General features: G+C 52.6%; 16 protein-coding genes. 7 read left to right on the top strand and 9 right to left on the bottom strand.

What is annotated here, in order from left to right:
* Position 1: 1 nt before the first annotated feature.
* A complete protein-coding gene (locus N512_RS0114590; protein ID WP_231473596.1) occupies positions 2–976 on the bottom strand; it encodes a 1-aminocyclopropane-1-carboxylate deaminase/D-cysteine desulfhydrase in 975 nt (324 codons plus the stop codon).
* A gap of 311 nt (positions 977–1287) precedes the next feature.
* Here N512_RS0114590 and N512_RS0114580 point away from each other — a divergent pair, with 311 nt between their 5' ends.
* Complete coding sequence (locus N512_RS0114580) at positions 1288–1695, top strand: YccF domain-containing protein (RefSeq protein WP_025011114.1); 408 nt, start codon at positions 1288–1290, stop codon at positions 1693–1695.
* Positions 1696–1760: 65 nt separating this feature from the next.
* Here N512_RS0114580 and N512_RS0114575 read toward each other — a convergent pair whose 3' ends face one another.
* From N512_RS0114575 to N512_RS0114565, 3 genes are read right to left on the bottom strand one after another with little or no spacing between them, the layout of a single operon-like run.
* The gene (locus tag N512_RS0114575; RefSeq protein ID WP_028780809.1) at positions 1761–2537 is read right to left on the bottom strand and encodes an alpha/beta fold hydrolase; all 777 of its coding nucleotides are present in this window, start codon (positions 2535–2537) and stop codon (positions 1761–1763) included.
* Positions 2530–3558 (bottom strand): M14 family zinc carboxypeptidase, encoded by a 1029-nt coding sequence (locus N512_RS0114570; RefSeq protein ID WP_028780808.1) that lies wholly within the window; start codon positions 3556–3558, stop codon positions 2530–2532. Before N512_RS0114570 ends, N512_RS0114575 begins: the two co-directional genes overlap by 8 nt.
* Positions 3559–3610: 52 nt before the next feature.
* Positions 3611–4375, bottom strand: a complete 765-nt coding sequence (locus N512_RS0114565) for a substrate-binding periplasmic protein (RefSeq protein ID WP_081737177.1) — start codon at positions 4373–4375, stop codon at positions 3611–3613.
* 346 nt (positions 4376–4721) lie between these two features.
* On the opposite strand from N512_RS0114565, the gene N512_RS0114560 reads away from it, so the two are divergent.
* The gene (locus N512_RS0114560) at positions 4722–5711 is read left to right on the top strand and encodes a cytochrome-c peroxidase (RefSeq protein WP_051472821.1); all 990 of its coding nucleotides are present in this window, start codon (positions 4722–4724) and stop codon (positions 5709–5711) included.
* A 63-nt stretch (positions 5712–5774) separates the two neighbouring features.
* Here the strand turns inward: N512_RS0114560 and N512_RS0114555 are convergent, their stop codons facing one another.
* Both N512_RS0114555 and N512_RS0114550 read right to left on the bottom strand, forming a co-directional pair.
* Complete coding sequence (locus tag N512_RS0114555; protein ID WP_028780805.1) at positions 5775–7496, bottom strand: AMP-binding protein; 1722 nt, start codon at positions 7494–7496, stop codon at positions 5775–5777.
* A 331-nt stretch (positions 7497–7827) separates the two neighbouring features.
* Positions 7828–8178 carry a DUF6508 domain-containing protein gene (locus N512_RS0114550; RefSeq protein WP_025011120.1) on the bottom strand — a complete coding sequence of 117 codons (351 nt, stop codon included), beginning with the start codon at positions 8176–8178 and terminating at the stop codon, positions 7828–7830.
* 143 nt (positions 8179–8321) lie between these two features.
* On the opposite strand from N512_RS0114550, the gene N512_RS0114545 reads away from it, so the two are divergent.
* Together N512_RS0114545 and N512_RS0114540 are read left to right on the top strand one after the other, a co-directional pair.
* Positions 8322–8786, top strand: coding sequence for an EVE domain-containing protein (locus tag N512_RS0114545; protein ID WP_025011121.1), 465 nt, complete (start codon positions 8322–8324; stop codon positions 8784–8786).
* A complete protein-coding gene (locus N512_RS0114540) occupies positions 8783–9103 on the top strand; it encodes a hypothetical protein (protein WP_028780804.1) in 321 nt (106 codons plus the stop codon). Before N512_RS0114545 ends, N512_RS0114540 begins: the two co-directional genes overlap by 4 nt.
* Before the next feature lie 168 nt (positions 9104–9271).
* Here the strand turns inward: N512_RS0114540 and N512_RS0114535 are convergent, their stop codons facing one another.
* Together N512_RS0114535 and N512_RS0114530 are read right to left on the bottom strand one after the other, a co-directional pair.
* The gene (locus N512_RS0114535; protein ID WP_025011123.1) at positions 9272–10066 is read right to left on the bottom strand and encodes a TIGR00266 family protein; all 795 of its coding nucleotides are present in this window, start codon (positions 10064–10066) and stop codon (positions 9272–9274) included.
* 118 nt (positions 10067–10184) lie between these two features.
* Entirely contained in the window at positions 10185–11099 is a 915-nt protein-coding gene (locus tag N512_RS0114530) for a LysR family transcriptional regulator (protein ID WP_025011124.1), read from the bottom strand.
* 244 nt (positions 11100–11343) lie between these two features.
* On the opposite strand from N512_RS0114530, the gene N512_RS0114525 reads away from it, so the two are divergent.
* From N512_RS0114525 to N512_RS0114515, 3 genes are all read left to right on the top strand, one after another.
* Entirely contained in the window at positions 11344–12504 is a 1161-nt protein-coding gene (locus tag N512_RS0114525; RefSeq protein WP_028780803.1) for a homogentisate 1,2-dioxygenase, read from the top strand.
* A 71-nt stretch (positions 12505–12575) separates the two neighbouring features.
* Entirely contained in the window at positions 12576–13616 is a 1041-nt protein-coding gene (hppD, locus tag N512_RS0114520) for a 4-hydroxyphenylpyruvate dioxygenase (protein ID WP_028780802.1), read from the top strand.
* Positions 13617–13766: 150 nt separating this feature from the next.
* Positions 13767–14381, top strand: coding sequence for a LysE family translocator (locus N512_RS0114515; RefSeq protein WP_025887183.1), 615 nt, complete (start codon positions 13767–13769; stop codon positions 14379–14381).
* Here N512_RS0114515 and N512_RS0114510 read toward each other — a convergent pair.
* Positions 14378–15559, bottom strand: a complete 1182-nt coding sequence (locus tag N512_RS0114510; protein ID WP_051472820.1) for a GNAT family N-acetyltransferase — start codon at positions 15557–15559, stop codon at positions 14378–14380. The genes N512_RS0114515 and N512_RS0114510 overlap by 4 nt on opposite strands.
* Between the last annotated feature and the right edge of the window lie 14 nt (positions 15560–15573).

Raw genomic sequence — 15573 nt, 5'->3', positions numbered from 1 at the left:
ATCAGCCGTATTTACGCCTGTATCTGGGAAGCATGGACTCATTGCCAAGGAGCCCCCCCTGATGCAGATACAATACCTGGCTGTGGCCCTCACGTCGCAAGAAGTCGAGCAACACTTGCCAGCCGAGCGGATCGTACAAAAGCTCAAAGCGGATACCGCTTTGCTCCAGTTCTTGCCAAAGTTGGTAAAACTCGGGGTAACACTTGCCAAAATGATACTTGCGTTCGGGTGTAACAATAGTTGGATGCAATGCCTCATCGGGCGATAACTCAAGCAACTGGGTCTTGAGGTAACTGTCTCCGCCGACCACGGCGCAAGTCAGCACTTCAATATCAGCCTGTTGCTCACAAAAATACTTCTGTAGAAACAGTGCCGTTGTACCTGTCCCCGATGGCAAAAACAGCTTGAGGTTATGGGTAGCCTGTTGCTGCTGCCACTGTAAAATCTCGGCGCCCAACTGAGCCACGCCGTATTCGGCATAACTACAGCGCCCCCCTTCGGGAACAAACAGGCTGTGCTCACACTCAGGCACAATATGCTGCCTGACAAAGTCCTCCAGGGTCATGCCGGTCATCAACTCGGCCTTGGGCGTATTCTTTACAGCAATCACCCGTGCGCCCAATTCCAACGCGGCGCGATAGTTACCCAGGGGTTGCTGCTGCAACCATTCCGGCAGGTGATCCACATAAAAGTCCAGCTGCCAACCTTTGAGTTCGGCCAGCGCCGCCATAGAGTAGAGTGAGTTGGCCTGGGCCGAGCCATAACCTATCAGGCGCTTGATACCGGGAAAGTCGTGGTCGAGGAAATAACGGAACTTGCGCGCCTTATTACCACTGAAACTGGGATGAAGCAGATCATCGCGCTTGATAAACAGCTGATGACCTCGAAACTCAAAGGCTTGAACTGGGGTTTTATCCAGTTTGAAATCGGTTAAAGACATGGCACTGGCGATATATTTCAAGGCTAAGGTGTGCAAGGGATGGCTATTGTATGTGTTTGCCGCCAAGGAGGACAGGATTCAGGCCACAAATCCTCACAGGCACCAGTTGGCTTTATGCCGACTAAGTGATGGCTTGGAGGCTAATCCATTGCGGCTCCCCTCTGTGATGATTATCGCCACTTATTGGTATAAATCACCAATCGCCGCCATCCGCCTAGGCTCAGAAATAGCAATATCCAATATTATTCAACAGGTTATAATTATGGCATGCTTCTAGCTAATAATCGAAATATCCAAAGCTTTACAGCAAAACTGTGTGGCTGATCCGCCATTTAAAGGAGCACTCAATGGCTATTTTGCGTCTTATTTTTAATATTGCCTGGTTTATTCTTGGCGGCTTTGTCATGGGACTGGCCTGGTGGTTTGTCGGCTTACTCTGTTTTATCAGTATCATAGGTATCCCATTCGGCCGCGCCTGCTTTGTCATAGGTGAACTGGCATTCTGGCCCTTCGGTCAGGAACATATCAGCCGCGACAGGCTCTCTGGCCGCGAAGACTTGGGCACCGGCGCCCTGGGTATGGTCGGCAACATTATCTGGTTCCTGCTGTTCGGGATTTGGCTGGCGATAGGCCACCTGACCCACGCCCTGGCCTGCTTTGTCACCATCATAGGCATACCTTTTGGCATTCAGCACCTAAAACTGGCCTTGCTCTCTTTAACGCCCATAGGCAAGACAGTGGTCGCCTCTCATTAATCACAAAGCCCAGGTCGGATATCTGCTTCGATTTCGACCTGGGCTCAGGCTTTACCCAAACAAGTCTAAGGCGTTTGTCGACTCAAACGCTGCACCAACTCCAGCAATAACTCAGGCCTATCCAGCGCCACATCATGCCCGCAGCGGCAAAAAGGAATCGGCTTTTGCCGATATTTGGCCGCCAGGCGAATGCTGCACTTAGGCGAAACCAGGCGATCATCACAGCCATAAACAATGGTTGCCGGCACCCACAGCTTAGCCGGGGAGCGAAAGCGGGCCGAGGCAACAATTTGTCGCAAGCCATTGGCGAGTGTGGTTTTGGCCTCAAGCGCCAGTTGGCTCCAGAAACGGCACAGAGACTTGTCTTTGGCATGAGCAAGGCTGGTAAGCGCAAGAATCGTCGCCTCGCGCCATTGAATGCCCTCGCCTTTGACTCTAGCGCACAAGGCTCGTAGCAGGGCTTGCAGCCGAAATCTCTGATACCAAGGCGAAAGATCGGCGGCGCTGCTGTTGAGCAATAACAGCCCCTCAAGCTGAAATCCCTTTTGGCGGCCGGCTTCAGTGTCATTTTTCCCGGCAAGTGTCATGGCCACCATGGCGCCCATGGAGATAGCCAATATTCGGCATTTACCCACCTTGCGTCGCAGCAGTTCATCTGCAACAAAGTCGGCATAATCCTGAATATCCCAGGGACTGGTATCCGCCACCCTATCGCCATTTCCAGGCAGATCGATGAGCTCCACCCTAAACCCCGCCGCCAGCAGATTATCGGCAAAGGCCTGCCAATGACGTTTATCGCGCATCAAGCCGCGGATCAACACCCAGGTTTGCTGCTCAGTCATGACTTGGTTTCTCCGCCGCTTGTGGATACCAAAAGTTTCGTGCCTGATAATCCAGGTGATGCCGATGAAGTTCAGGCAGTTGCTCCAGTACCTGAGCATACCCCACATCGAGCAAGAACTGCATCAGGGTAAAGTGGCGCCGTAAAATACGCTGCAGCCTGTGCTGCTTTTGAGGGTTGAAATAACCGGAGAAACGCAGCAATTGCCTGGGGTTCTTTTTGACCCAGGCCCAGGAGCCCATTTCCAGCGTTAAGGGCAGGAAAGGCACTTGGGGGTTACAACTGACCAAATAATCCCAAATATCACCGTGGGTGCGATAGAAGCGACTTTGGGGCGCAATATGATAGTGACAATGATGGGGGTAGCTCATTTCGAACAACTGCTTTAGATGATACACCTCCCCCAGGCGGGCAAAAGGCGTGTCCTTACAGGCAAAGGGAAACCAGATATGATCCACCAGGCCAAAACCTGAGTGAGCATCGAGCACAATCAAGCTGCTGCCGCGGGCCATAAGTTCATTACTGTAGTCAATAATCGCCTTGGTCTCGACTTCCAGCTGACTGCTGCGGCCCCGATACCAGGGAAGATGGCGGGAAAGCCGTTGACCGCCGACCATAAAAGTCACTGAGCCGCGGGCATCTATGGGAGCATTGCGCATCAAATCGACCCCGTTGCCATTGGCGCGGGTTCCCCTGATAAGGCCGATGGGATTCAACACAGGTACAAACGCCAGCCGTATCTGGGTTAACATCAACTGCAGATGCTTATCCCAGCTGCAGCGGGTCAACAGGCTGCCAAGAAGCGCCAGTATCACCTGGCTGCCGATACGTTCAACCCCGTGAACACCGCCGACGAACAGCACTGTGGGCACCCTGGCGTTTGGGTTCCCCAGTTCCAGCGCCCGCACATCGAGCGACTTACCGGCAAAGCTGACTTGGGCCAAAGACCTGGCGTTCAAGTGTTGCTGGTATTTATGCTCCAGTTCGGCAAGCAGTTCAAGCTCATAGGCACTTTCTGTCACAGACCCGTCCATCTGGGGTAAAGTGCTCAATTTAACCGCTTTGGATGACAACTCAATGATACTTTAAGTGTTGCTCCAATATGCTCTTGGCATCAATTCGGGCCAATCCCTGGTCGAAAATATCCCGCCAACGTTGCCCCTCTTCGGAATTTCGAAAAGCCACCAGCAAGCCCTTGCTGGCCAGCAATTGCCGATTCAGTTTAAGCTTGCCTTCCAACTCCTCCATCCCCTTTTGCCGCAGCAGGTAACGATAAACATTGGCGTCGATCACCACGGCATCAATTCTGGCGGCCGCTAATTTGCGAAGGTTTTGTTCATCGGAATTGGCCAGCTCAAAGGGTTGCCGGCCTGAGTCCATGGCCCGGTCCAAGCTCTCGGTATTAACATAGCCCTTTACCACTCCGAGCTTGTAACGCTGCAAGTCCTGCAACTGTTGCCAGCTCACTGGCCGCTGGGATTGTTCCACCAGTGCCAATTGACTGAAGCCAAAGGGCTTTGAAAAGATAAACTTATCGCTTTGGTGATAATACTCGGGAAAGTAACCTAGATAGGGTGAACCAGGCATGTCTGCCAATTTAACCGCCCGGCTCCAGGGGTAGAAATTGACTTTGAGGTCATGGCCCATGGCGGCGAGTGCTGCCTTGACCACGGCAACACAAGCCCCTTGTTGTTCCAGCATCTGACCAGTGTAGGGTGGCCAATTAAGCGAGCTCAGTTGCAGAGTATCGGCGCGAGCCACAGGGCTGCCACTATAAAGTAACAACAGGAGGACGAACAGCACGGGCCAGCCGAAAAAGGTGATTGAGGTTCTTGCCATAGTATCACTCCGTTTGCCAAGGCCAATCCCATAAGCATTCAGGAAGTTAACAGAGTATAGCTTGTCGATGTCAGTCAGCCACAGGCTCTAATAAGCGCTGCCAGGAAGATAAAAGTATCGCCCTCAGCACACTTTTACCCAAAGCGTGATGCAGGATGAAAATGTGAGAAAAGTCGATTCAGACAAGATAGCTAAAGCAAGAGGTAAAAACCGCGGCAATCATCACAAAAAATCCATCTAAATCAACGATGGAGCCAATCGATATTAACAGCTGTCAAAGCCTCTATCCCATCACTATGATAGACAAATAACCACACACAAAGTAAGCCTATTAGAGGTGATAGCAATGAGATATCAAGCACTGGTCATGGCTGTAACGGCAGCCCTCGGGATGACTGCGGCTCAGGCGGCTGAGCCTATCGAAATTATCAAGCCGGTGAAAATCACCGAGCCGGAAAAGGTCGAACTCGGAAAAATGCTTTACTTCGAACCCAGATTATCAAAATCCGGGTTTATCTCCTGTAACTCATGTCACAACCTTTCCATGGGAGGGGTCGACGCCCTGCCAACCTCAATCGGTCATGCCTGGCAAGAAGGTCCTATCAACTCGCCTACCGTATTGAACGCCGATTATATGTTGGCACAGTTCTGGGATGGCCGTGCCAAAGATCTCAAGGAACAGGCCGCAGGTCCTATAGCCAACCCTAAAGAGATGGGCTTTACTCATGAGCTGGCGTCCGAAACCGTTGCTTCCATGCCGGCTTACCGTGCCCGCTTCAAGCAGGTTTACGGCTCTGAAGAGGTCAATATCGACAGGATCACAGATGCAATTGCCGCCTTTGAAAAGACGCTGGTGACCCCCAACAGCGCCTTTGACAAATATTTGGAAGGCGACAAAAATGCCATCAGCGCCGAAGCCAAAGCGGGTTATCAGCTGTTCAAGGACAAAGGCTGTGTCGCTTGCCACAATGGCCCGGCGGTCGGTGGCACCATGTATATGAAGATGGGACTCATCAAGCCTTTCCACACGGATAACCCTGCCGAAGGCCGTAAGGGAGTCACAGGCAAGGAAGCTGACAAGATGGTGTTCAAGGTGCCGACTCTGCGTAACATTGAACTCACCTACCCCTACTTCCATGACGGCAGTGTCTGGAACCTGGAAGAGGCGGTCAACACCATGTCGGATATCCAGCTGGGTCAGAAGTTGACCGAAAAAGAAACTCAGGAGATGGTAGCCTTCCTCAAGTCGCTGACCGGGGAACAGCCCAAGGTTGAACTGCCGATTCTGCCGCCATCCAATAAAGATACCCCAAGGCCGGTTCCTTTCGGCAAATAATTCATAACCATAGAGAAGCGCCGCATTGCGGCGCTTCTCTTTTACTGTTGCGGTTTAAATGACTCAGCCATTGATATCCCGGTGCAGCTCTTCATACATCAGCTCACGCATGCGGAACTTTTGAATTTTACCGGTAACTGTCATCGGATACTGCTCAACAAACTTGATGTAACGCGGCACTTTGAAATAAGCCACCTTTTCGGTCAGGAAGTGGCGGATTTCATCTTCAGTGACAGTACTGCCGGGGCGCATCTTGATCCAGGCACACACCTCTTCACCGTATTTTTCACTCTGTACCCCGAATACCGCGGCATCCTGAATATCCTGATGAGTGTAGAGTTTCTCTTCAATCTCCCGCGGATAGATGTTCTCACCGCCCCGGATAATCATGTCTTTGATGCGGCCGACTATCTGCACATAACCTTCGCTGTCCATCACCCCGAGATCGCCAGAGTGCAGCCAACCATCTTTGTCTATGGAGGCTTGGGTTTTGGCCGGATCATTCCAGTACCCCAGCATCACACAGTAACCTCGGCTGCACACCTCACCCGGCTGACCTACAGGCACTATTTCACCGAACTCATCGATAATCTTCACCTCGGTATGGGGTAGAGCCCGGCCCACGGTAGTAACCTGCTTCTCCAGCGAGGACTCGACCTCTGTCATGTTATTGATCGGGCTGCATTCGGTTTGGCCATAACCGATTACGACTTCCGTCATATGCATCAGCTTATGCACCCGTTTCATCACTTCCTCGGGACAGGTGGCTCCGGCCATCACTCCGGTTCGCAAGCTGCTGAGGTCATAATCCTGGAAGTTGGCCAACTCCAATTCGGCAATAAACATGGTCGGCACCCCGTGAAGTCCGGTGCAGCGCTCCTGCTCAACCACCTTGAGGGTAATAGCAGGATCAAAGGCATCGGATGGGAATACGGCCGTGGCGCCTTTGGCCAGACACACCAGATTTCCCAGCACCATGCCGAAGCAGTGGTACAGAGGCACGGGAATACAAAGCTTGTCGTCCGGGCCAAAGCCCATGGCGTCGGCCACCAGCATGCCGTTGTTGAGAATATTGTGGTGGGTCAGCGTGGCGCCTTTGGGGTTCCCCGTGGTGCCTGAGGTGAATTGAATATTGATGGCATCATGGGGCGATAAGCGCTCACCTATGCCTTTGAGATCGGCATATTCCGCCTCAGAGCCCATGGCACATACATCAGGGAAATTCAGCATGCCCGGCGTCTTGTCACTGCCGGTGCGAATAACGCAGCGCAGTTCCGGCAGACGGCTGGACATCAGTTTGCCGGGCTCGGCATCACTGAGTTCCGGCGCCAGCTCATTCAGCATCGCCAGGTAATCGCTGGACTTGAACTTGTCGTGGGTGATAAGTGCCTTGCAGCCCACATTGGTGAGTGCATATTCCAGCTCTTCCGGGCGATAAGCCGGGTTGATGCACACCATGATGGCGCCAATTCTGGCGGTGGCAAACTGAGTCAGACACCACTCGATATTATTGGGCGACCAGATCCCGACCCGATCCCCGGGGCCGATACCCAGTGCCAGCAGGCCTGTGGCCAGCTTATCTATCTCTTCAAGATAGCGCGCATAACTCCAGCGCAGTTGCTGATGATGCATCACCACGGCAGTGTTGTCCGGATAACGGTTGCAGATATCCTGCAGATACTGGCCTATGGTCTTGTCTATCAAGGGAGTATTACTGTGCCCCAGATAACGGCTCTGGGACAGAGGTAAATCATTGGGTTGCTTGCTTGTCTTGTTGGCAGACATCTAAGCCTCCGTGCGTTGTTTTATCGTTATAGGAAGAGTCTGTCACCCTGAGCCGGCGGCCCTCCCCTCACAGTGTGAAGCCATATTGGCGGCATCTGAAAAGTATCAAAAACAGCGGCAATGATTGGCTTTCACTGCGGCCTGGGCGCAGGGTTCATAACGACTCTAACGAATGGCGCATTGGAATAACAAGCAAGGAAACCGGCTTTTAGACTAAAGAATAATGGCTCAAAAACCATCAGGGCCCTCAAAGGAGCCCTGAATAAAAAGTCTGCCGATGACGGGATCATGGCAGCAAAATGGACAATATAAGATCAGCCCCCGGATATTCTCAGGCCGCCTTTTGCAGTTGCTGCATTCTTTCCAGTAAGGCCAACATGACCCCCTGGCGGCGCATGTTCTGCAGGACACCCGGGCTGAAACGCTCAAGTCGCACCATGGCACTGAGCAGCAAGCGGCATTCGTACAAGGAAGCATCGGCGATATATTCAGGCCTGTCGACCATATGGCTGTTTTGGTACCAATCGTCCCAACTGAACTCGTTGAGCAGCATGCCTTGGCGCTTCATTTCAGCAACAAATTTGTGGACTGTCGCGGGATTGTAATCCTGTTCCCCGCGGGCAAAATCATGACGATAGGTTTGATAATCAGCAGTTGAAGCTGTCAGGCTAAGCGTGGCCATAGGCGACTCCTAATCTTTTACATCGATTATCACAATAATGCATAATCTACCAATCTAATGAGGTCAGTCTGCCCTTGCCTTGCTGAATAAGTGCTTAACAGGCTGGTAAGCTTTTCTGGTAAAAACACTCAAGGAGTGCCAGCATGAAGTACTGGTTGATGAAATCCGAACCCGATGAATTCAGTATCGGCGATCTACAGCGGGTCAAGGTGGAACCCTGGTGCGGGATCCGCAATTATCAGGCTCGAAACTTTATTCGCGATGAACTGCAAATCGGCGACGCCATTTTGTTCTATCATTCCAGTTGCAAAACGCCGGGCGTGGTGGGCACTGCCAGAGTCGTCGGAGAGGCCAAAGCCGATACCACGGCCTGGGATCCAGAGTCACCCTACTTTGATCCCAAGTCGAGCCCAGAGTCACCGCGTTGGTTTCAGTTGGATATCGGCTTTGAACGTCAGTTTGCCAGAACAGTTAGCCTCAAAGAGGTCAAGGCAGACTCGCAGCTCGAACATATGTATCTGGTACAAAAAGGGGCCAGGCTGAGCGTGCAGCCGGTCACAGAGCAGGAATGGCAACGTATTCTTCTACTCGCAGGAGAGAAACTATGACAAACAAACTATCCAAAGCCTTGGTAGCAATCAGCCTGGGTGCCCTGCTGGCCAGTCCGGCCGTTTTGGCCAAGCAGGATAAAGACCACAAAGATTTGCCCCCTGGACTGCAAAAGAAAGCCGCCCGGGGTGAACCTTTGCCTCCGGGTTGGCAGAAGCGCTATCACAGGGGCGATATTCTTGATAATGATATCTATGCCCGCGGCCGAGTGGTTGTGCCGCTGGGCAATGATGGCCTGATAACGGTCGACATTGAAGGCACACTGTTCAAGCTGCACGACAAGACCCGCAGGATCATTGAGATCCTGGAACATTGAGATCCTGGAACATTGATACCGTTATCAAAAGCCCTAAGTTCAAAAGCAAAAAGCCATGGTAGAAACCATGGCTTTTTTGTTTGTCGGCAAAATAGGTTAAGCGCTTGACTGCCTTTCTTCGCTGCTATCTTTACTGCTATCTCTGCTGATAGTTTCGCAAATAGCGCTTTAGCGCCCATCCAGCATACGGCCAATTCCACCAAGCACTGAGCCCTCGCCCCTGTCACTGCCACCGGCGGAAGGCGCATGGGCAATGATCCTGTCGGCCATACGGGAAAACGGCAGGCTCTGCAGCCACACTATGCCATGCCCTGAAAGTGTCGCCAAAAATAAACCTTCACCACCAAACACCATGGACTTGAGAGAGCCGGCCCTCTCTATGTCGTAATCGATGCCGTTGGTAAAGCCCACCAGACAGCCGGTATCCACTCTCAGGGTTTCGCCCTTAAGCTCTTTACGGATCAAGGTGCCACCTGCGTGAATAAAGGCCATGCCATCACCCTTGAGGCTCTGCAAAATAAAGCCTTCACCGCCGAAGAAACCGGTTCCCAGGCGCTTATTGAACCTCATGGTCACCTGGGTACCCAGGGCCGCGGCCAGAAAACTGTCTTTCTGCAAAATGAGTTCACCGCCGACCTCATCGAGATCGATTGCCAGGATGGTGCCGGGATAAGGTGCGGCGAACGACACCCGACGTTTGCCCTGGCCCTGATTGCTGAAATGGGTCATAAACAGGCTTTCACCTGTCAGCATACGTTTACCGGCCCCCATCAACTTGCCAAAGAATCCTGAATCCGGCTCTGAGCCATCGCCCATGCGCGCTTCAAAACTGATCCCTTCCTCCATGTAAGTCATGGCGCCCGCCTCGGCGATCACGGTTTCACCGGGATCCAGCTCCACCTCAACCAGCTGCATGCTCTCGCCCTTGATCTCATAATCCACTTCATGGCTGTTCTTGCTCATTGAAACTCCCCCTCAATGGTTTAGGGTCTGAATGACCTGGCACTCAGTCTATGACATAAAATGTCAAAACAGCAAGTGAGGAGACGGATGTGATTTGAGTAAAAAGTAACAGAATGCTTCAACCCAGACCGCTGGCATTATCCCCCTGAAAGCGCTCAAACTCCTCCAGAATCAGCTCAGTAAACAGCCTTCCTGCACGGCCAAGAGGCCGCTCCAGCGTCGACACCAACTGAGGAATAAAACGAAAACGGCTGCCGCCGACAAAGTCCAGCTCACTTAAATCACCACAAGCCAACTCTTCGGTTATCAGGAAGTCCGGCATCCAGCCAAAACCCAGGCCCTTGAGCAAGGCGTTCTTTTTCATGATGAAACCGGAGAGATAAAAGACCTTGTCGCCGCCGAACTGCAGCTCATCGCGCTGGCTCTTGACCGGTGATGAGTCTTCGATGGTGAGCTCCACATGTTGCTGCAATTCTGACAGGGTAATGCCGCGGCGCGAAGTCAAGGGGTGGTCTTTACCTGCCACCAACACACTGGTGATAGCAGGCAGGGGCTTGGGGTGGTAACTGGGGCCACTGCGATAGTCTTTCACCAACATAAGATCAGCGCTGTCGCGCTCAAACCTGTGTTGTACCCCACCGAGAAACTCCATATTGAGCTGGATTTTGGTCGGGATCTTATGCTCTGTCATGCGCTTGAGGGCGGTCATGATAGGCTCCATCGGCAAGGCGCCGTCTATCACCAGCTCCAATCTGGGCTCCCAGCCCTCACTGAAACGGCTGGCCAGATGCTCTATATTGCCAAGATGCGCCAGCAAGCGTTGTCCCTCGGCCAAAATAACCCGCCCTTCGTGAGTCAGCTCGGCCCGGTATTGATTACGGTCAAGCAGATTAACGCCAAGATATTGTTCCAGTTTCTTTATCTGATAACTCACCGCCGACTGCGCCTTGTGCAGACGCTCTGCCGCCTTGGCAAAACTGCCCTCTTCCACCACCACCTTAAGCACATTGAAGGCGTCGATATCGATACGCAAGGTTTACACTCCCGTAAATCCAACAAGACAATCAAATTTTTAGATTGAGTATGCCGAATAATTATTCTTTTTTTTGTACAAGCGCGCAACTAAATTGAAAGATAGATCACAAAAACGGCTCATTTGCGCTGCCAGCGACCGGCAATTCCGACAGACAAGAGCGCAAAGAGAACAAGAATAACAACAGTGGCCGCCGAAGGTTCCCAAAGAAGGTTAACTGCAAGCGCCACCAAGGAAGAGTCAGATGCCATTTTATGTAAAACAGGGGCAGGTTCCCAACAAGCGCCATATCGCATTTGAGAAGCCATCCGGTGAACTCTACCGTGAAGAGCTGTTTTCAACCCATGGCTTTTCCAATATCTATTCCAACAAGTACCACCACAATATGCCTACCAAGGCGTTAACCGTTGAGCCTTTTGAGCTCAGCCATGGTGAAGTGTGGCAGGACTCCCTGGTACAGAACTATAAACTGGACAGTAAACAGGCCGACAGACAGGGGCACTTCTTCTGTGCCCGCAACAAGATTTTCTTCAATCAGGATCTGGCGATTTATACTGCCAGAGTCACCGAGGATACCGAGCTGTTCTACCGCAATGCCTACGCCGACGAGGTGGTATTTGTCCACGAGGGTGAAGGCGAGCTCTTAAGTGAATACGGCAAGCTCAAGGTGCAAAAGTGGGACTATCTGGTGATCCCCCGCGGCACCACCTATCAGTTGAAATTCAAGGACTACAGTAACGTGCGCCTGTTGGTGATCGAATCCTTCTCCATGGTGGAGATCCCCAAACACTTTCGTAATGACTATGGCCAGTTGCTGGAGTCGGCGCCCTATTGCGAGCGGGATATCCGGGTACCCGAACTGACAGAGGCCAGGGTCGAGCAAGGGGAATTCCCTCTGGTCAGCAAGTTTGGCGACAAGTATCAGCTGACTCAGCTGGAATGGCATCCTTTTGATCTGGTGGGTTGGGACGGTTTTGTCTACCCCTGGGCCTTCAACATCACAGAGTACGCGCCCAAGGTAGGCAAGATTCACCTGCCCCCCTCGGATCATCTGGTGTTTACCGCCCACAACTTTGTTATCTGCAACTTTGTTCCCAGACCTTACGACTTCCATCCCAAGGCGATCCCCGCACCTTACTACCACAACAATATCGACAGTGACGAGGTGCTCTACTATGTGGATGGCGACTTTATGAGCCGCACCGGCATAGATGCCGGTTACCTGACACTGCATCAAAAAGGCGTGCCTCATGGGCCGCAGCCCGGGCGCACCGAAGCCTCCATCGGCAAGAAAGACACCTATGAATACGCCGTTATGGTGGATACCTTTGCCCCGCTGCAATTAACCACCCATGTGCAAAGCTGCATGAGTACTGATTACAACCGCTCCTGGCTCGAACGCTGAGCCCGGACCCGAATATCCAGCAAGGCCATCAGAGAATGGCCGCAAGCAACATCATTGAAGAGGACATAGAAATGGCAAGCGAAAAGAATCCACTGGGACTGCTCGGTATCGAATTTACCGAGTTTGCAACCCCGGACAGTGATTTCATGCACCAGGTCTTTATCGACTTTGGTTTCTCCATGCTGAAAAAAGCCAAGGACAGGGAGATTTTCTATTACAAGCAGAACGACATTAACTTTCTGCTCAACAAGGAGCGTCAAGGCTTCAGCGCCGAATTTGCCAAGCGCCATGGCCCGGCCATCTGCTCCATGGGGTGGCGGGTAGAAGATGCCAATTATGCCCTGCAACTGGCGGTATCCCGCGGCGCCCGTCCGGCAGATCAGGCCCACACTGATCTGCCCTACCCGGCAATCTATGGTATAGGCGACAGCCTGATTTACTTCATCGACCGTTTCGGCGAGCAGGACAATATCTACAAGACAGACTTTGTCGACCTGCCTGCCCCTGTGATAGTCCCTGAAAAAGGCTTTATGGAAGTGGATCACCTGACCAACAATGTCCACAAGGGTACTATGGAACAATGGTCTGATTTCTATAAGGATATCTTCGGATTCACCGAAGTGCGTTACTTCGATATCAGCGGCGTACAAACCGCCTTGGTCTCCTACGCCCTGCGCTCTCCCGATGGCAGCTTCTGTATTCCCATCAATGAGGGCAAGGGTGACGACAAAAACCAGATTGATGAGTACCTGCGCGAATATAACGGCCCGGGCGTGCAACATCTGGCGTTCCGCACCAGGGATATCGTCGCCTCGCTCGATGCCATGGAAGGAACCTCAATCGAGACCCTGGACATCATCCCTGAATACTACGACACCATCTTCGACAAGGTGCCTCAGGTGACGGAAAACCGTGACAAGATAAAGCATCATCAAATTCTGGTGGACGGGGATGACAGTGGCTATCTGCTGCAGATCTTCACCAAAAACCTGTTCGGCCCCATCTTTATCGAAATTATTCAGCGCAAGAACAACCTCGGCTTTGGCGAGGGTAACTTCAAGGCGTTGTTCGAATCCATCGAGCGCGATCAAATGAAGCGTGGCGTGCTGTAACCGATAGCGAAATCACCCGTTTGAGACCGATCTGATGATCGGTCTCTTGTTTTCCGCCTTAGTGTATTGAGCACTGCAATTTTTTACTTTGTCACCCGGTAGGATTTCATTAGACTGATCTCCCTTTTTTGAGAGACAGCTGTACCCAAAATGCAAGACTACGCCCTGCTCGTCGCTTTTATTCCAACCTTTTTCTTTGTTTCCGTTACCCCGGGAATGTGCATGACCCTGGCCATGACACTGGGGATGAGCATTGGGGTGCGCCGCACTCTGTGGATGATGCTGGGTGAACTCGTGGGGGTCGCCCTGGTGGCTTTGGCGGCCGTGCTGGGTGTAGCCACGGTTATGTTGAAACATCCGATGATCTTCCAGGGGCTCAAATATCTTGGCGGTGCCTATCTTATCTGGCTCGGCATCAATATGTGGCGGGCCAAGGGCAAGATGGCCAATCTGGACCAACCCCGAAGTATCAAGCGCACAGCGTTGATCTCCCAAGGCTTTGTCACCGCCATTGCCAATCCCAAGGGCTGGGCCTTTATGATTTCCTTGCTGCCTCCCTTTATCAATCTGCAGCAACCTATGGCACCGCAACTGACGGCACTCATCGGCATTATCATGTGTACCGAGCTCATCTGCATGCTGGCCTATGCCAATGGCGGCAAGAGCCTGAGGCTGTTTTTGAGCCGTGGCAACAATGTCCGTCTGCTCAACCGGATAGCCGGCAGCCTGATGTTGGGGGTCGGTGTCTGGCTGGCGCTGGGTTAATCGCCCTTTTTGTAGGGTAAGGCCTGCTGCAACTGCGCTTGATACAAGCGGTTGTTGCCGGCCTCTGTTTGACAGAAATCGGCTATCGCCTCCCGAAAGCCTGGATGCGCTATGCCATGCAGCGAATAGGTGGTGACACACTCAAAGCCGCGGATAAGCTTGTGCTCCCCCTGGGCACCGGCGTTGAAGCAACTGAGGCCATTATCAATACAGTAGTCTATCCCCTGCCAGTAACAGGCCTCGAAATGCAGCGCCGGGATCTCCTCAAGTGCACCCCAATAGCGGCCATAAAGGGTATCTTTCCCCTGCAGATAAAGCGCGCATGCCAGCGCCTGTTGCGGCGTTTCACCCAAGCGGTGCACCAGGAGCAAACGCACCTCGGCCGCCATCAACTTACCGAGTAGCTTGAAAAAGTCGGGCTGAAGATATCCCCGGTGGCCGGAGCGTTTCAGGTAAGTTTGCCGATAGCAGCGATAGAAAAGCTTCCAGTGCCAATCTTGCAGTTCATCGCCCCTGAGCCAGACAAACTGCAAGCCAGCCAAGGCGCGGCGCTCTTTGAGAATATTCTTGCGCCGTTTGGAGTTGAGCCGCGCCAAAAAATCATCAAAGTTGCTGTAACCCCGGTTAAACCAATGAAACTGCGTTCCTTCCCGCACCAAGGTCTGGGGCAAATGCCGCAATGACTCGAGTTGCACCTCATTGACAAACAGCCAATGCCAGGAGGAGTAGCTTTCAAGCAGTTGCCAAAACAGTTTCCCCAGCGCCTGCTGGATATCAGTGGCTGCCGCCCTGGCCTCGGGCACTATCCCGAGTCTTGGGCCGGTGACAGGCGTAAAGGGAATGGCGCAGACCAGCTTGGGATAATAGGCTTCACCGTGGCGCTGATAGGCATCGGCCCAGGCCCAGTCGAACACATATTCGCCCCAGGAGTGATCCTTGAGATAGAGAGGCATCACAGCCAAACGCCTGTCGTTGCAAAACAGCTGTAAATGCATGGGTTGCCAGCCGGCTGCGGCGCAAACACTGCCACTTTGCTCCAGCGCCTTCAAAAAAGCATGCCGACAAAATGGGTTGTCCGGCTCTGTTTGGCCATCTTCAGCCAGACACAGATCCCACTCGGCGGCGGGGATCTCATCAATGCCGGCGGCAAAACGCCACTGCCAGTGCTTATTGTCCAAATTTATTCCATATG

This window comes from Shewanella sp. 38A_GOM-205m (assembly GCF_000518445.1).
Classification (GTDB): Bacteria; Pseudomonadota; Gammaproteobacteria; order Enterobacterales; family Shewanellaceae; genus Shewanella; species Shewanella algae.
The sequence above is the reverse complement of the archived record's forward strand: the minus strand, read 5'-3'. Positions and strand labels throughout refer to the sequence as shown.